Source organism: Chloroflexota bacterium (assembly GCA_026713825.1).
GTDB lineage: Bacteria > Chloroflexota > Dehalococcoidia > Lucifugimonadales > UBA1127 > UBA1127.
This window is the reverse complement of record JAPONS010000114.1, coordinates 1-15,972: the sequence shown is the minus strand read 5'-3', so window position 1 is coordinate 15,972 and position 15,972 is coordinate 1. Positions and strand designations below refer to the sequence as shown.

General features: G+C 66.3%; 15 protein-coding genes. 7 read left to right on the top strand and 8 right to left on the bottom strand.

The genetic code is table 11. The features are described from left to right. Positions 1-49: 49 nt before the first annotated feature. Complete coding sequence (locus tag OXC99_13105) at positions 50-781, top strand: hypothetical protein (protein MCY4625921.1); 732 nt, start codon at positions 50-52, stop codon at positions 779-781. A 202-nt stretch (positions 782-983) separates the two neighbouring features. Here OXC99_13105 and OXC99_13100 read toward each other — a convergent pair whose 3' ends face one another. Then, the gene (locus OXC99_13100) at positions 984-1,271 is read right to left on the bottom strand and encodes a DUF1330 domain-containing protein (GenBank protein ID MCY4625920.1); all 288 of its coding nucleotides are present in this window, start codon (positions 1,269-1,271) and stop codon (positions 984-986) included. Positions 1,272-1,532: 261 nt separating this feature from the next. Here OXC99_13100 and OXC99_13095 point away from each other — a divergent pair, with 261 nt between their 5' ends. Further along, positions 1,533-2,798, top strand: coding sequence for a Rieske 2Fe-2S domain-containing protein (locus tag OXC99_13095; protein MCY4625919.1), 1,266 nt, complete (start codon positions 1,533-1,535; stop codon positions 2,796-2,798). An 87-nt stretch (positions 2,799-2,885) separates the two neighbouring features. Here the strand turns inward: OXC99_13095 and OXC99_13090 are convergent, their stop codons facing one another. After that, the gene (locus OXC99_13090; protein ID MCY4625918.1) at positions 2,886-4,034 is read right to left on the bottom strand and encodes a DNA replication/repair protein RecF; all 1,149 of its coding nucleotides are present in this window, start codon (positions 4,032-4,034) and stop codon (positions 2,886-2,888) included. A gap of 299 nt (positions 4,035-4,333) precedes the next feature. On the opposite strand from OXC99_13090, the gene ppdK reads away from it, so the two are divergent. From ppdK to OXC99_13075, 3 genes are all read left to right on the top strand, one after another. After that, positions 4,334-7,072 (top strand): pyruvate, phosphate dikinase, encoded by a 2,739-nt coding sequence (gene ppdK, locus OXC99_13085; protein ID MCY4625917.1) that lies wholly within the window; start codon positions 4,334-4,336, stop codon positions 7,070-7,072. 92 nt (positions 7,073-7,164) lie between these two features. Beyond that, the gene (locus OXC99_13080; GenBank protein ID MCY4625916.1) at positions 7,165-7,635 is read left to right on the top strand and encodes a DUF1801 domain-containing protein; all 471 of its coding nucleotides are present in this window, start codon (positions 7,165-7,167) and stop codon (positions 7,633-7,635) included. A 57-nt stretch (positions 7,636-7,692) separates the two neighbouring features. Beyond that, entirely contained in the window at positions 7,693-8,289 is a 597-nt protein-coding gene (locus OXC99_13075; GenBank protein MCY4625915.1) for a ferric reductase-like transmembrane domain-containing protein, read from the top strand. 36 nt (positions 8,290-8,325) lie between these two features. Here the strand turns inward: OXC99_13075 and OXC99_13070 are convergent, their stop codons facing one another. Together OXC99_13070 and OXC99_13065 are read right to left on the bottom strand one after the other, a co-directional pair. Then, positions 8,326-8,484 (bottom strand): hypothetical protein, encoded by a 159-nt coding sequence (locus OXC99_13070; GenBank protein ID MCY4625914.1) that lies wholly within the window; start codon positions 8,482-8,484, stop codon positions 8,326-8,328. A gap of 5 nt (positions 8,485-8,489) precedes the next feature. Further along, entirely contained in the window at positions 8,490-8,669 is a 180-nt protein-coding gene (locus OXC99_13065) for a hypothetical protein (protein MCY4625913.1), read from the bottom strand. A 379-nt stretch (positions 8,670-9,048) separates the two neighbouring features. Between OXC99_13065 and OXC99_13060 the strand changes: the two genes are divergently transcribed. Both OXC99_13060 and OXC99_13055 read left to right on the top strand, forming a co-directional pair. Then, positions 9,049-11,403, top strand: coding sequence for a nitric-oxide reductase large subunit (locus tag OXC99_13060; GenBank protein ID MCY4625912.1), 2,355 nt, complete (start codon positions 9,049-9,051; stop codon positions 11,401-11,403). 95 nt (positions 11,404-11,498) lie between these two features. Continuing rightward, positions 11,499-13,148 carry a DUF3352 domain-containing protein gene (locus OXC99_13055; protein ID MCY4625911.1) on the top strand — a complete coding sequence of 550 codons (1,650 nt, stop codon included), beginning with the start codon at positions 11,499-11,501 and terminating at the stop codon, positions 13,146-13,148. Positions 13,149-13,163: 15 nt separating this feature from the next. On the opposite strand, the gene OXC99_13050 is transcribed toward OXC99_13055, so the two are convergent. From OXC99_13050 to OXC99_13035, 4 genes are all read right to left on the bottom strand, one after another. Then, positions 13,164-13,838 (bottom strand): HAD family hydrolase, encoded by a 675-nt coding sequence (locus tag OXC99_13050; GenBank protein ID MCY4625910.1) that lies wholly within the window; start codon positions 13,836-13,838, stop codon positions 13,164-13,166. Between the two features lie 115 nt (positions 13,839-13,953). Continuing rightward, positions 13,954-14,664 carry a hypothetical protein gene (locus tag OXC99_13045; GenBank protein MCY4625909.1) on the bottom strand — a complete coding sequence of 237 codons (711 nt, stop codon included), beginning with the start codon at positions 14,662-14,664 and terminating at the stop codon, positions 13,954-13,956. Between the two features lie 94 nt (positions 14,665-14,758). Further along, positions 14,759-15,472, bottom strand: a complete 714-nt coding sequence (locus OXC99_13040) for an ABC transporter permease subunit (GenBank protein MCY4625908.1) — start codon at positions 15,470-15,472, stop codon at positions 14,759-14,761. Next, on the bottom strand, positions 15,469-15,972 hold a 504-nt coding region (locus OXC99_13035), incomplete at its 5' end, for an ABC transporter ATP-binding protein (protein ID MCY4625907.1). The genes OXC99_13040 and OXC99_13035, both read right to left, overlap by 4 nt.

The following is a 15,972-nucleotide window of genomic DNA, read 5'->3' as shown; positions in this document are numbered from 1 at the left end:
GACGGTCCGCGGGAAGCCGGAGACACGGAAACGCCGAAGGAGGTGCAGCGTGGGTTCGTTGACGGACAACAAGCTGAGCGGTCTGGCGTTGATGGCCGGTGTTGTGCTGGTCATCGTGCTGTTGCCCCTGACCCCGGGGTCGAGCTTACCCAGTGAGGATGCCCTGAACTACTACGCACTCACGGAAGCCATGGTGGACGGGGGGATGTTGACCATAATCACCGCGTGGGTTGCGGTCCTGGCGATGTTCCTGTTCACCTATGGGTTCATCGCCCTCTGGCGGAATGCCCCCAGCAGGGGCGCGGGCACGCTGGTGCGCATGGGCGCGGTCGGCCTCATCGTATTTGCGGTGATTATCACGGTTTCCCAGGGGCTTGACCTCATCATCCTTCACGTCGTCGAGCACGGCATCGGCCGGGGAACCGGCGGCACGGAGGCTGCGGCGCTGAGCTCCACTGCCGCGACCCTGCAGGCTGCCAAGTTTGGGATCACCTACATTGCGATACTGATGGCCGCTGTGGGGTTCCTCCTGCTGTGCATCGGCATGCTTGGGCGCATTCAGTCCATGAACCTGCACAAGGCCGCAGCCATCATCATGATCATCGCAATGCCCACCGCAGGCGTGGCCACCGTTCTGACTGAGATCGACCACGACCTGCTGGCCGCCCCCCTGCTGCCGGTGGTTGCGGTCTGCACTGTTCTGGTCTTCATCTACCCCCTCCTGCTTGGGTGGGGGCTGTACAAGGGCTCCGCCGGGTACGTGGAGGAATCGGCGGGATAGGCGGCTCGGGTGCACTGAACGCCGATACGGGCGCCGCTCCCCGCCGGGGGGCGCAAGAGACAAGCTGAAGGTACGACAGGCCCTTTGCCGCCGCAGGGAAACGTCGCGCGGCGGCAGGGGGCCTGTGTTGCGGCCCAACCGGGCGGACAGTCAGGGGCGAGACGCGCCGATGCGCCTCATCGCGGGGTAGTGACGCCGGGGGCTACAGGCCCTCGACGACCACCATGTTGATGTTTGCGGAGGACTCCCGCATCTCGGTGAGCGCGGTGTACTCCGGGGAGCTGAGCCATGTGCGGACCTGGTCTACGCTGCCGAACTCCATGATCGCGATGCGCTTGGGCGACCAGCCTCCCAGGATGATGTCGATGGCGCCGCCCCGCGCAACGAACTTCCCGCCGTGAGCCTCCACCGTGGGAGTCACCTGCTGCACGAACTGCCCGTACACCTCAGGGTTGGTGATTTCCACTTCCGTTATCACGAACGCAGCCATCGTTCCTCTCCTCCTCAAATGGATCCTCGGGAGACCGCCTCCGGCGGACGCCGGCGCTCATACACGGAGGCAGGACATCTCTCGGCATACCCAGGGTGGAGGGAGTGTATTTACGCCGGGCGTTCCGAGTCAACGCGAGCGCGTCTGACGGGCCGGAGTTGCGGCCTTTTAATTGGCCCCTCCGGCCCCCAAATCCGACTCTACCCACGTGTGGTATAGTTATGTGGCCGCTTTTCGCGTGTTCAATTGGGAGGTGCCGCCGTGCTGACGCCGGAAGAAAACAGACTGGTCACGGAAATCGGGCCGGAGACGCCCATGGGCGAGCTGTTCCGCCGGTTCTGGGTCCCGGCATTCCTCGCGCGGGAGCTGGCGGAGCCCGACGGCACCCCGGCGCGCACCCGGCTGCTCGGCGAGCACATCGTCGGGTTCCGCGACACCTCGGGGCGGCTCGGCATCCTGGAGGCGGCGTGCCCGCACCGGGGCGTCGACCTCTCCTACGGCTTCAACGAGGAGAACGGGCTGCGCTGCCCCCGCTGCGGCTGGAAGTTCGACGTCGAGGGCAACATCGTCGACATGCCGCTGGAGCCGGACGAGGAAGCCACGCAGATGATGAAGGAAATCAAGGCCGTCGCGTTCCGCGCGAACGAGTGGGGCGGCGTCATCTGGGTGTACATGGGCCCCAAGGAGGAGTCCGCGGAGATGCCCCAGTTCGAGTGGGGCGACCTGCCCGCCGGGCACCGCTTCATCACCAAGTACGTGCAGGAGTGCAACTACCTGCAGGGCCTCGAGGGCGGCATCGACAGCTCCCGTATGTCCCTGCTGTTCGAGATGCTCTTCGGCGACCCGCCGTCGGTGGAGTCGACCGCGGACCGGCTGGTGCAGGGCCTGTCGGACGATCAGACCGCACCGAGGCCGGTCCAGACCATGGCCATCAAGACGACCGACTACGGCCTGCTCGTCGGCGCAACGACGGAGCACGGCAAGGACGAGAGCGCGTGGCAGCTGAACCAGTGGCTCATGCCCTTCTACACCACGCCGAAGCCTGAGGGCGACGGCCTGCTGGGCTGCCTGGCGTGGGTGCCAGTCGACGACCGCAACACGATGGTCTTCGCCATCACCTACCACCCGGAACGCCCGCTCACGGAGGCTGAGGTCTCCCAGCGCCGCGCGGGCCACGGCTTCCACCCGACGCTGGAGGAGGGCACCTACAAGCGCGCCCGCAACAAGGAGAACGACTACCTCATCGAGCGCAAGACCTCCGGCGCGAACCCGCTGGCCTCCATCTCCAACGAGTTTGAGCTGGCGCTGGTGCTCGAGGAGAGCATGGGCGCCATCGTCGACCGCTCCAGGGAGCAGCTTGACGAGAACGACGTGGCCGTCATGGCGGCGCGCAAGATGCTGATGAAGGCGGCCATCGAGCTGCGGGAGGGCACGGAGCCGGCGGCCGCACACATGGGCGCCGTCTACAACGTCCGCGCGGCGCAGACCACGCTCGGCAAGGGCGAGACGCTGGAGGACGTGGGGTAGGGGGCGTCTAGGCCCTTAGCCAGCGTCGGGGTTCCTGCCCCCGTATCGGAGTACGGGGCATGCTTCGCAGGAACGACGGCAATGAGGTCACCCCTCCCGCCGCAGCGCGCCCGCCTCCACTACGTACGTGGCGACCGCCTCGTGGAGGCCGGGCGGCTCCTCGCCCTCGACCACCGTGACGAGCGACTGCTCGGCGCGGCAGGCCGCCTCCAGGACGTGCTGCCGCCGCTGGCCGTCCAGCTCCGAGAGCACGTCGTCCAGCAACAGCACGGGTTCCTCGCCCAGCACGGCGTGCAGGTAGCCCGCCTCGGCCAGCCGCAGCGACAGCGCCGCCGTCCGCACCTGCCCCCGCGAGCCGAACTGCCCCACGTCGAGGCCGCCGACAGTCAGCAGCAGGTCGTCGCGGTGCGGCCCGACGAGCGACTGCGCCATCTGCACCTCGCGGCCCCGCCGCTCGGCCAGCAGGCCCATTGCGTGGGCCGCGGCCTCCTCGGCCGGGCCGCCGTGGTCGATGGAGGGGGCGTAGGCCGCCTGGAAGGGGCCGTCGCCGGGGGCCATGGCGGCGTAGGCGCTGGCGGCCTCCGGCGCGAGGGACGCGACGGCGTCCCGCCGCCGCGCCGTGACCTGCGCGCCAAGCCGGCACAGCTCGCCGTCCCAGTAGTCGAGCTCAGGGGTGCGCGCCAGCCCATCGCGGATGCGGCGGAGGAGCTGGTTGCGCTGGGTGATCACGCGCTGGTAACCCTGCAAGGCCCGCAGATACCCCCGGTCCGCCAGCGAGAGCAGCACGTCCAGGTAGCGCCGTCTGACCGACGGCGAGCCGGTGACGATGGTGAGGTCGTCCGCCGAGAAGAGCACGGCGGCGATGGCGCCCACCGCCTGCCCGGCGGGCTTGGGCACGCCGTCGACGCGCACGCGCTTCTGGAAGACGAGCGCGTCCCGGCGGTCGACGGGGGCCATCGCCATGTCGATCTGCACCTCGACCGGGCCACCGTCCCGGCGCTCGGCAACGCCGGAGACGCGCGTGTACGGCGTGTCCTCCAGTGACGCCAGGCGGACGACGTCGCGCTCCTGCTCCGCACGGGTGGACTTGGTCAGCGCGAGCATGGCGACGGCCTCCAGCAGGTTGCTCTTGCCCTGCGCGTTGGCGCCGCGGAACACCGTCAGCCCCGGCCCGAGCGTCAGCTCGGCCGAGGTGTAGTTGCGAAAGTTCTTGAGCGACAGATGCGTCAGGTGCATGGCGGCCTGGCCTGCCTTCGTACGCGGCGCCCCGCGCGTCCAGTGATTGCCGGTATTCTAGCAGGCGTTCCGTGCCGCTGGTCATCGCCCATGCTCGACTTTGCGTCGAAATTCGTATTTTCCGCGCTGGACAGGGGCCCGCAGGGCCGTGCTATACTGCACCGTCCAGCGATGCAAAGGGCGAGACTGTGTCCTTTGGACTGCCCAGACTCTCGAAAATGGCCGTGAATGTAACCTTTTCGTAACACGCGTGGGCCAATACGGTACATAATGGATAAATCCAGGACAGGGTGGCGGCAATGACGCTTCGCGAAACGGTAAAGCAGACCCAGTGGGTGTACGCGTTTGAGCAGGCGGACGGCAGCCGCCGGGAGCTGCTCGGCGGCAAGGGCGCCGGCCTGGCCGACATGACGGCGGCGTCGCTGCCGGTGCCCCCGGGGTTCATCATTACGACCGAGGCATGCCGCTCCTATTACGACTCCGGCAAGGTCATGCCCGCCGAGATGTGGGCGCAGGCGCTGGACGCCCTCGTTGCCCTGGAGCGGTCGACGGGCCGCTATTTCGGCGCGCCCGCCGACCCGCTGCTTGTCTCCGTGCGCTCCGGCGCGCCCGTCTCCATGCCGGGCATGATGGACACCGTTCTCAACCTGGGCCTCAACCAGGCCGTCGCCGACGGCATTGCGCGGCGCACGGGCAACCGGCGGTTCGCCCTCGACCTCTACCGGCGCTTCATCCAGATGTACGGCAACGTCGTCCTCGGCATTGAGGCCACGCACTTCGACGCCGTGCTGGAGCGGCTGCAGCAGCAGGCGGGCGTCAAGCTTGCCTCGGACCTCGACGCCGACGCGCTGCAGCAGGTGATCGACGAGTTCAAGGCAGTCGTGCTGCGGGCGACCGGCGAGGCGTTCCCGGACACGCCCAAGTACCAGCTCGAGCGCGCCATCCTCGCCGTCTTCGACAGCTGGGAGACGCGCCGCGCCATTGACTACCGCAACTACAACAGGATCCCCCACGACCTCTACACGGCCGTCTGCGTCGTCGCCATGGTCTTCGGGAACATGGACGAGAGCAGCGGCACCGGCGTGCTCTTCACCCGCGACCCCTCCACCGGCGAGCGCATCCTGTACGGCGAGTACCTGGTCAACGCCCAGGGCGAGGACGTGGTGGCCGGCATCGCGACGCCCCAGAAGATCGCCGAGCTCCAGCACCGGATGCCGGGCGTCTACGACCAGCTCGACACCATGGCCCAGCAGCTCGAGCTGCACTACCGGGACGCCCAGGACGTCGAGTTCACGGTGGAGCAGGGGAAGCTCTACCTGCTGCAGACCCGCTCCGCCAAGCGCAGCGCCAAGGCGGCGGTCAAGATGGCCGTCGACATGTACCACGAGGACCTCATCAGCAAGGACGAGGCCCTGATGCGGGTGGAGCCGGACCAGATCTACCAGTTGCTGCTCCCTCGCTTGGACCCGCAAGCGAAGGACGCCGCCGCCGAGGCCGGGCAGCTCATCACCGTCGCGATGGGTGCATCCCCCGGCGGCGCGACGGGCCGCGTGGTCTTCACGGCCGACGAGGCCTCCGAGCAGGGCAAGCGCGGCGTGAGCGTCGTGCTGGTGCGCCCGGAGACCAGCCCCGACGATGTCCACGGCCTCATCGCCGCGAAGGGCGTGCTCACATCCCGCGGCGGCGCAACGAGCCACGCTGCCGTCGTCGCCCGCGGGCTCGGCAAGCCGTGCGTCTCGGGCGCGGAGCTGCTCGAGGTGCGGCCCGAGGAGGGCGTGTTCGTCTGCGGCGACTTCGCCGTCCGCGAGGGCGAGGAGATCAGCATCGACGGCGCGACCGGGGAGGTTTTCGCCGGGCGCATCGCCACCATCGCGCCCTCCGTCAAAGACGACGAGGACCTGGTGACGCTGCTCGAGTGGGCGGACCAGACCCGCCGGCTGGGGGTGTGGGCCAACGCCGACTACCCCCGCGACGCGGAAGTGGCCATGAACTACGGCGCGGAGGGCATCGGCCTCTGCCGCACGGAGCACATGTTCTTCGAGCAGGACCGCCTCTCCATCGTGCGGGAGTGCATGCTGGCCGCCCACGCCGCCATCATCATCCAGGAGGGCGACGTCGCGTGGGAGCGGTACCTCAACGCCCTCGCGGAGCTGGAGGAGTTCCAGATTGCAGACTTCGTCGGCATCCTGCGGGCCATGAAGGGCAAGCCCGTCGTCATCCGTCTGCTCGACCCGCCCATGCACGAGTTCCTGCCGTCCCGCGACGAGCTTTTCGGCGAGGTCATCGAGCTTCGCGTCACCGGCGAGAACCCGGACGAGCTGGAGCAGAAGCAGAACCTCCTCTTCGCCGTGGACGAGATGCGCGAGTCCAACCCGATGATCGGCATGCGCGGCTGCCGCCTGGGCCTCATCTTCCCGGAGATCTACACCATGCAGGTCCGCGCCATCATCCGCGCGGCCGCGCAGGTGGCGGAGGAGGGCATCCCCGTCGCGCCGGAGATCATGATCCCGCTGGTGTCGCACACCAATGAGTTCAAGCGGCTGCGGGAGACCCTGGAGGCGACGATCCGCGAGTTCCAGGAGGAGACGGGCAATACCCAGTCCTACGAGATCGGCACGATGATCGAGATCCCGCGGGCGGCGCTCATCGCCGACCAGATCGCCGAGTCGGCCGAGTTCTTCAGCTTCGGCACCAACGACTTGACGCAGAACACCTTCGGCTTCAGCCGCGACGACGTGGAGGTCAAGTTCCTGAAGCGGTACGAGGAAGCGGGCATCCTGGAGGAGAACCCCTTCCAGGTGGTCGACCGCGACGGCGTGGGGCAGCTCATCAGCACGGCCTGCAGGCTCGGCCGCCAGGCGCGGCCCGGCATCTCCATGGGCATCTGCGGCGAGCACGGCGGCGACCCGAAGAGCATAGAGTTCTTCCACACCCTGCCGCTGGACTACGTGAGCTGCTCGCCGTACCGCGTGCCCGTCGCGAGGCTGGCCGCGGCACGTGCGGCGCTCATGGCAGACGGCGCGCGCGGCGAGGGGTAACGCACTCCTCAACCGCTCGGACCCACGGTAGCCACCAACGACCCGGTCGGCCTATAATTCAGCCAACTGCTGCAAGGTGGGGAAAACCTCGTATGGAGTCCAGACTGCGTTTCGACGGAGCCGTGACGCGCGACCCTGCCGTAGATGCCTGGTTCGCCGAGCACACGGATGCGCTCGGCTCCATTGCACATTCGTGGTTCTCGCGCATCCGCGACTGCGGCGGAGATGTGGTGGAGCTGATGCATGACGGCTACCCGACCGCTTGCGTGCAGGACGTGCCGTTCGCCTATGTGGGGGTTGGGTTCTTCATGGGAGCGTTTCTGCCGGACCCCCTCGGCCTGCTGGAGGGCGCAGGCAAGCGAATGCGCCATGTCAAGCTGCGTCCGGGCGTTGAGATTGACACCGATGGGCTGGTGGGACTGGTCCGCGCCGCCTATCGAGATGCCCGGGACTTCGTCGCGGCGGAGCGCCAGGACCGGGCGGGCCTCGGCTTTCGGCACCGTCACAAATGCCGTCGGCGCTCTAACGCCGCTAACCCGCCGACTTCGCTTCCGTTCTCCTAAACGGCGGCGCACGCCGATCAAGAACATGGTGCGCCGTTGGGGTGCATAGTGGGCCTTGTGCGGACCGGACTGGATTCACGCTACTTCATCTGGGCCGTGCTGTGCCTGCCATCCCTCCCCATCGCCTCGGCGCTCCTCGCGGGTGGCGACCACGCCGCGGCGGACGCCCTGCACGAGTCCGGCGAGTTCTCCGCGCGGCTGATGATCATTGCCATGATCATGACGCCGCTGGTGATGCTGGCGCCGCGGTGGAGGTTCTTCCGGTGGCTGCTGGACCGCCGCCGCTACTTCGGCGTTGCGGCCTTCGCCTACGCCGCCGTGCACGCGATCATCTACCTCGTCGACCTCGGCTCCGCGCGCGAGGTGCTGGGGCAGTTCTTCACCCTGAGCATCCTGGCCGGGTGGCTGGGCCTCTTCTTCTTCATGCCGCTCGCGGTTACGTCCAACGACTGGGCGGTCCGGCTGCTGGGGCGCCGGTGGCGCGTCCTGCACCGGCTCGTTTATGCGGCGGCCGTCGTGGTGCTCGTCCACTGGGCGCTCGTGGGAGAGGAGGCCATAGGCGCCGTCGTGCAGTACGCGCCGCTCATCCTCCTGGAGGGCTACCGGGTGTGGCGGGTCTTCGTGCGGCCCCGGGTCGTGGCGGGCGTGGCTTGAGCGCGACGCCGACGCGCCTAGATTCCATGCGAGGCGCTACCCGGAAACGTGCTCCAGACGCAGCTTCGCCTCGATCTCTTCGCGGCGCTCTTCGATGATGAGGCGGTCCGCAACGAACCGTTCAAGGAGCTCGCGTCTGCCCTCTGTGCGGCCGCGCTCCAATATGTCGTGAATAGCTTTCGGGATCAGCAGCATGGTCCTTACCCCAGCTCAATGACGATGGTTGCCGTGAGCACTATCCCTGCGGCGACCGTAAGGGCCGCTGCCCAGTCCTCTCGTGCGAGGGTAGGGTAGACCGCCGCCGCCTGCCACAGCAGGGCACCAATATACACCAGGTAGTAGATGATCCAGTACGGACCGCTCTCCAGCCATCGCAGCATCACCGTTCAGCGCTCGGCATGGTCAGCCCGTGTTATCGTGCTCTATTCTGATTACATTCAGCAGCAACGGCAAGCTGTAACCATGAATAATGCGCTGCTACACCTCCTCAAATTAAGCGAAGGTACATGCCTGTGTCACTATTGTGACACGGATACAAACTGCAATGTGGGGCCATACTGCGGTGAATTTACCTCTACCTGATGGCTTTACAGCCTCCCCACGCTTGCCAGCGACTCCGAAGCGCGCCCTCCCGCGAACGGTTTGGGGGTTGATTGGCGTGTGGCGCTTCCGTAGTCTAGTAGGTGGCAACGTTGTGGTCCTGCGCCGGGCTGCTCCTGCCGCGCAGGAGCAGGGCCGGGCGGGCTGGAGGAGGCAATCATGGAGAACGCCGCCGCATTCCCGCAGCGACCCTCGGCGCCGCAGTTCATTCGCGCGCCGCGCACCCGTCGAGGCCTACGTGCGCTGTGGATCGGGCTCATCGCGACTGTTGGCGTCTCGTTCGCCGCGCTGCTGTACTTCGGCGGCGAGATCTACCAGATGTCGCCGCCCGTTCCCGAGGCTATCGAGACGGCCAACGGCCAGCTCGTCTTCGACCGCGACACGATCCACCGGGGCATGGACGTCTGGCGCTCGGTCGGCGGGCAGGAGCTCGGCTCCGTCTGGGGCCACGGCGCCTACCAGGCACCCGACTGGACCGCCGACTGGCTGCACCGCGAGGCCGTCTGGCTCGCCGAGACGTGGTCGCGCGCACGGCACGGCAGCGCCTTCGACGACCTCGGCGCCGAGCAGTCGGCCGCGCTGCAGGCGAGGTTGCAGGAGGAGCTGCGCACCAACACCTACGACGAGGAATCGGGCGTCATCACCATTTCGGCAGACCGCACCCGCGCCATCCAGGCCGTCCAGTCGCACTACATGGGCCTCTTCGGCGACGACCCCGAGCTCCATCAGCTGCGAGAGGACTACGCCATGCCCGCCAACGTCATCCCGGACGAGGAGCGGCGGGAGGCGTTCACCTCCTTCATCTTCTGGGCGTCGTGGGCGACGGTGACGGAGCGCCCGGGCCGCGACATAACGTACACGCACAACTGGCCGCCCGACGACCTCGTCGGCAACCACGCGACGCCCGTGATGGTCGTCACCTCCGTCATCAGCTTCGTGCTGCTGCTCGGCGGCATCGGCGGGCTGGCGTGGTTCTTCGCCGCCAGCCGCGACGTCTGGCGCACCCAGGTGCGGACGCCGGCGGCCGACCCGCTCATCGACATTGCACCGACGCCGTCCATGAGCGCGACGCACAAGTACTTCTGGGTGGTGGGCGCGCTGGCCGTGGGGCAGATCATCGCGGGCATTGTCATCGCCCACTACGGCGTGGAGGGCACGGGCTTCTACGGCTTCCCGCTCTCGGACATCGTGCCGTACTCGCTGGCGCGGACGTGGCACGTGCAGATGGGCATGCTCTGGATCGCGACGTCGTGGCTCGCGACGGGGCTGTGCCTCGCGCCGCTGGTCGCCGGGCACGAGCCGCGGCTGCAGCGGTTGGGCGTCAACGTGCTGCTCGTGGCGCTGGTGGTCGTCGTGGGCGGCTCCATGTTCGGGCAGGCGCTCGCCATCCACCAGGTGCTGAGCGAGAACGTCAACTTTTGGTTCGGCCACCAGGGGTACGAGTACCTCGACCTCGGCCGGCTCTGGCAGACGCTGCTGTTCGTCGGGCTGCTGCTGTGGCTGGTGCTGATGATCCGGCCGCTGGCCTACGCGTGGAAGCGGGCCGAGGGCAACACGCGGCGGCGGCAATTCCTGGGCATCTTCATGCTGTCCGTGGCCGCCATCGCGCTGTTCTACTCGCCCGGCCTCATCCCCGGGCAGCACACGAACCTCGCCATCGCCGAGTACTGGCGATGGTGGGTCGTCCACCTGTGGGTGGAGGGCTTCTTCGAGGTCTTTGCGACGACGGTCATCGCCCTCGTCTTCGTCCGGCTGGGGCTGGTGCGCGTCCGCTCGGCGACGATGGCCGTCCTGTTCAGCACCATCCTCTACCTGTCGGGCGGCGTGCTGGGCATGCTGCACCACCTCTACTTCTCCGGCACCACGCCCATCATCCTCGTCGTCGGCGGGACGATGAGCGCCTTGGAGCTGATGCCGCTGGTCATGGTGGGCTACGAGGCCTACGACAACCTCTCGATGACGAAGCGCACGTCGTGGATCCAGCACTACAAGTGGCCGGTCTACTTCTTCGTGGCGGCGGCTTTCTGGAATCTGGTCGGCGCGGGCCTGTTCGGCTTCCTGATCAACCCGCCCATCGCGCTCTACTACATGCAGGGGCTCAACACGACGTCGGTGCACGCGCACGCGGCGCTCTTCGGCGTCTACGGCAACCTTGGGCTCGGCCTCACGCTGCTGAGCCTGCGCGTGCTGACGGTGCGAAAGGAGTGGCGCAGCGGCACGATCTGGTTCGCCTTCTGGTCGGTGAACGTCGGGCTGATGCTGATGGTGCTGATGAGCCTGCTGCCCGTCGGGCTCGCGCAGACGTGGGCCAGCGTGCAGCACGGCATGTGGTACGCCCGCTCCGCCGAGTTCCTGCAATCGCCCGTGCTGGAGGTCTTCCGCTGGCTGCGCACCATCGGCGACACGATCTTCGCGGCGGGCATCCTGGGCTTCGGCTGGTTCGTCATCGGCCTCTCGACGGGGTGGTCGGTCGCCGGCGAGCGCACGGACAGCGTTGCGGTGGAGGCGGCGTAGGGTTCCAGAGGATTTTCTCAATGGCGGCTTGCTGTATAATGCTGGCCTGACCCGCTGCCTGTCTTCAACTTGTCCCCTCAGGGAACGGAGGCGCCATGCCCCTGCTGGTCAAGATACTCCTGGGACTGTTTACGCTATCGGCGGCGGGCGCTGCGGCGGGTACGGCTTTCGTCCTTGTAGTCCTGAACAATCCCAGCGAGGCCACGGCTCAATACATTCCAGCGAGCGCACCGGCCTATTTCTCTGTCAACTTGCGGCCCGGTCTCGGTCAAACACTGGACGCCGGGAACTTCTTCTCCAAAATCGACTCCGCTGAACTGGAAGACTGGCGGGAGGAGCAGCTGGACGAGGGTGAGGATGAGACCGGCATTCACCCGACTGAAGACGTCAATTTCTGGCTTGGCACCGACATCTCCGCCGCTATCCTCAACGACGACATTGACGACCTGGAGTGGGTGGTCATGTTCCAGGTGGGCGAGCGCGAGGGCGCGGAGGACTTTGCCGAGGACCTGGCGGACTATATTTCTGACGAGAGCGGCATGGATCTAGAGGAAGATAGCAGCGACGACCTTAGTCTCTGGATCGCTGAGGATGATGAAATTGCCATAGCTTTGAGTGATGAGTACCTCCTCATCGGTGACAGCGAAGACACCGTTATGGACATCGCGGAGAACACGGAGGACCCCCCGAGCAGGAGCCTTGTGGATAACGAGGCCTTCGCGGCGGCGCGGGAGGCGGCCCCATCGCCGCGCGTCGCCTTCGGCTACCTCGACCTGGAGGCGCTCTGGCCGGACGGCGCGGACCTGCTGGACCTCGGCGGCACATCGGAGCAGCTGAGGGAGGAGCTGGAGGAGAACTGGCCCGTGTACGTCTCCATGTCCACCTCCTTCCAGAACGACGGTGTGCGGATGGATTTCAGCTACTTCCTTGAGGAAGAAGCCATTGACTGGGATGGACAACCCGTCCAAGCGCAACAGGTCCTGCCGTCAGACTCGCTCGTAGCCATATCGACCACGGAGATCCTTGAGACATGGGTAGAGTGGTGGGAAATCATTGAGGAGACGGACCCCTACGCCGCGGACGATCTTCACCAGCTGCTGCTCGACTTTGAGGCGGAGGCCGGCATTGACGTCGAGGAAGACGTGCTGGACACGCTGTCCGGCGAGCTGGCGGCGGCGCTGCTGCCGAGTGACTTTGATTTCAGCTCGGAAGACGGCGTACTGGACTCCCCCGTCCACGCCCTCCTCCTCGCCGGCCTGGAGGACCCGGAGACGCTGGAAGACACCCTGGACACGCTCCTCGGCAACGTTGAGCAAGACTATGACTACAGCCGTGAGGACATCGGCGAATTTGAGGCTGTGACGGTGTCCCCGGACCAGGTGGACGAGTCCCTCGGCGAATACTCACCGAGCTTCGTGGTGATGGATGATTGGGCGGCGCTGGGCTCCACCCTGGAGAGCCTGGAAGAGTTGCATGATGCGCTGACGGGCGCCTCAGACTCGCTTGACGACAATGCGGAGTTCCGTCGCGTCATGGATGCCGCGCCGGCCCCGGTGCACTACTTCATGTACCTCAACGTCTTCGCCCTGGTGGAAGCCATCGACGGCGCGTTGGACGGTGATGACCGGGACACGTTCCGCAACGATGTGCAGCCATACATCAAGAACCTCAGCGCCTTCCTGATCACGACAACTGTCACAGCGCAGGAAGTGCGGACGTCGGCCATTCTGACGGTTGTGGAGTAGCGACGCCGCGCGCGCCTACAACCCGAGCAACCCCCGCAGGTCCGTCACGCGCTCGATGGCGATGTCCGGCGGGTGGAGTTCCGCCGGGAACTGCCTGCCGCGGGTGACCCACGCCGTCCGCATGCCGAACGCCTGAGCCCCGTCGATGTCCGTGACGGGGTTGTCGCCGACGAACAGGACGCCCTCGGGGCTCGCGAGGCCAAGGGCCGTCAGCGCGTCGCGGTAGATGCGCGGGTCAGGCTTCGCGTAGCCCTGCTCCTCCGAGATGATGACGGTGGACGTCAGCTCCGACAGCCCTGTCGTCCTGCACTTGGTCCGCTGGTTGACGCTGCCGTTGGTGACGATGCCCCACGGAATGCCCGCGCGGTTGAGCTCCGCGAGGAAGTCGTTGACCGCGGCGTCCGGCCCCGAGCGCCGGTCCATCGTCCGCCGGTACCAGCGGTTGAACGCGTCGAGGTCCAGGCCAACCTCGGGCCACTGGCCGAGCCAGGCTTCCCGCATCTCGCTGCGGTTGGAGTACCCGTCGTCGTCCCACTCCACCATGAGCGCGACGGCCTCGTCGCGGTCCACCGACGCCGATGACGCCAGGAACTCCGCATAGAAGTCCCCGGCGACGCCGAGGAAGGCAGCCACCCGGTTGAAGAGGGTGTTATCGAGGTCAAAGAGGATGGCGGTGGGTGTGGTTGTCATGGGTCAGCAATCTCCCTTGCGAGTGGCAGTCGCCCCTTGCGGCACTTCCATGCAACTGAGGCGCCGAACGGCGTCGGGGATGATGCCTATGCCAAGGTGGGTGGTAGCCTAAATCTCAATCGTCAGAGCTGCCTGCAATCCTCCAACCCAAGGCAAAGTTTGACTTCTGAAGTGATGCAATTTTAGTCAGGTCCATCTTGTCGGGGAAGTTCTTCGCGATAACTTCGGCTATACGTAGGTGGTAAACCAAGCCTGTACTTACAATATGTGCCTTGTTGCGATCGCTGACAGAGATGTCGTGGAGTTCGTAGAACTCAGGTAGTAGAGCTGAAGAACCCCCATGGGAGGTATCTGAGGTAACCCTATAAATGCTCTTCAACTCGTCCTTCCAGCCCAAATCTCTACAGATTGTATCTACCTTCTTCCATCGCCGTGAAGGAACGTCAGCGAAGAGGTTCTCGACAAACTCTGAGTGTAACTCTTCGAGTTCCCTTGGATATCCAGGAAACTTTGACTTCTTGAGGAACTCGGGCAGCGTGTGTCTGTAATCCCTGCCGATGTAGATGAGGTTCGCCGCACATTCGAAGAGATGTCTGTTCAAGATTGCCGCACTTACTGTGTCCTCCAACGATGAGTCAAGCAGCCTAGTGATTGACCTTAAGGCCTTGTTAGCTCTGCAAAGGCTACCAAGGAGAACAATGTGCCAATAGGTCTCCAATAGGCCTGAATCTCGCTCCTGCGGCCACATTGGGAATGACAAACTCGACGAGACTTCAAAAGCCTGATTGGCAAGTTCAATTGATTCTTCCAAGAGAGTGCCATTCATTGCAGTCCCTCTACTTGCCTTGGGCTTGCATTCCTTGGTCGAGATTTCTGGCCCTCTGCGTTCTTTTGCTGTGTGCTTTGAGAGGCTCGCCCCCCTACGGCACGTCCATCCGCGACAGCCGCCGCACCGCGAGGGCGAAGAACAGCACGGTGACCACCCCCGCCCCCACGATCGCCGTCGTGTACCCGATGGCCAGGTCCCCGTTGAACGGGCTGCCCTCCATGCCGTGCATGATGCCGATGACGTAGCTGCGGACGCTCAGGTAGCGGGTGCCGCTCAGGAAGGTCGTGATCAGCGCCTCCCACAGCAGCACGTACACCAGCCCGAAGGCCAGCGCCCGCGTGGTCACCAGCCCGGCCCAGGTGAAGACTGAGGCGTAGACGATCACCCCAACCGCCGAGCCCACCGCTGCCGCGAGGATGACGCCCCCATCGCGTTCCGGCGGCAGCGCCGTCACCACGACGGACACGGCCACCATGATCGGCCCGGCCACGGCAATGGTCCCCATCAGCTTCGACAGCGCCAGCGACCATCGCGGCACAGGCTTCGTCGTCAGCAGGGAGAGCGTGCGGTCCTCGACCTCGTTGCCGAAGGCGCCCGACGCCAGCACCATCGTCACCAGGGGCAGGACCAGCGAGATCACCAGCCCCTCCAGCCCAGCCTCGACGGTGCCGCTCTGGTCCGCCTCTCCCAGCTGCACCAGCAGGTAGGTCAGCCCCACCGGGAACAGGGAGATTGCGCCCAGCAGCAGGAGCCGCCGCGGCGACGCCGCCTGCCGGAAGGAGAGGGCAAAGAGCGCGCTGATCATCGCTGCACCACGTAGGAGAAGACGCTCTCCAGCGAGTCGTCCAGCGGCTCGATGCGGTACAGGCGGCTGCCGATGTCACGCGCCAGCCGCGGCGCCGACCGCTGCAGGTCGGCAAGGTTGCGCGTCGTCACCTCGATGGCGCCGTCCTCCAGCCGCACGGACTCGACGGTCTCCAGCCCCACCAGCGCGGCAGCCATCTCCCGCTGCTTGGACGCCACCAGGCGCACCACGAAGGGGCGCTCGTCCAGCTTCTCGCGGATGGCGCGGTGGTTGCCCGCCGCGGCCAGCTTGCCGCTCACCACCAGCAGGATGCGGTCCGCCAGCGCCTCCACCTCCTCCAGGATGTGCGAGGAGATGAGGATGGTCTTGCCCGCCGTCGACATCCGGGCCACGAAGTCCGAGAACTCGACGCGCTGCCGGGGGTCCGTGCCGTTCAGCGGCTCCTCGAGCACCCGCACCTCCCGGTCGTGCACCCTGGGCGCCGCGGGCCGGACGCGCTG

Coding starts and splice junctions, on each gene's coding strand:
- OXC99_13055 (MCY4625911.1), top strand. CDS start 11,499: ATGCCCCTGCTGGTCAAGATACTCCTGGGACTGTTTACGCTATCGGCG.
- OXC99_13065 (MCY4625913.1), bottom strand. CDS start 8,669: ATGCTGCGATGGCTGGAGAGCGGTCCGTACTGGATCATCTACTACCTG.
- OXC99_13050 (MCY4625910.1), bottom strand. CDS start 13,838: ATGACAACCACACCCACCGCCATCCTCTTTGACCTCGATAACACCCTC.
- ppdK (MCY4625917.1), top strand. CDS start 4,334: ATGACGCTTCGCGAAACGGTAAAGCAGACCCAGTGGGTGTACGCGTTT.
- OXC99_13100 (MCY4625920.1), bottom strand. CDS start 1,271: ATGGCTGCGTTCGTGATAACGGAAGTGGAAATCACCAACCCTGAGGTG.
- OXC99_13045 (MCY4625909.1), bottom strand. CDS start 14,664: ATGAATGGCACTCTCTTGGAAGAATCAATTGAACTTGCCAATCAGGCT.
- OXC99_13090 (MCY4625918.1), bottom strand. CDS start 4,034: ATGCACCTGACGCATCTGTCGCTCAAGAACTTTCGCAACTACACCTCG.
- OXC99_13040 (MCY4625908.1), bottom strand. CDS start 15,472: ATGATCAGCGCGCTCTTTGCCCTCTCCTTCCGGCAGGCGGCGTCGCCG.
- OXC99_13080 (MCY4625916.1), top strand. CDS start 7,165: ATGGAGTCCAGACTGCGTTTCGACGGAGCCGTGACGCGCGACCCTGCC.
- OXC99_13070 (MCY4625914.1), bottom strand. CDS start 8,484: ATGCTGCTGATCCCGAAAGCTATTCACGACATATTGGAGCGCGGCCGC.
- OXC99_13060 (MCY4625912.1), top strand. CDS start 9,049: ATGGAGAACGCCGCCGCATTCCCGCAGCGACCCTCGGCGCCGCAGTTC.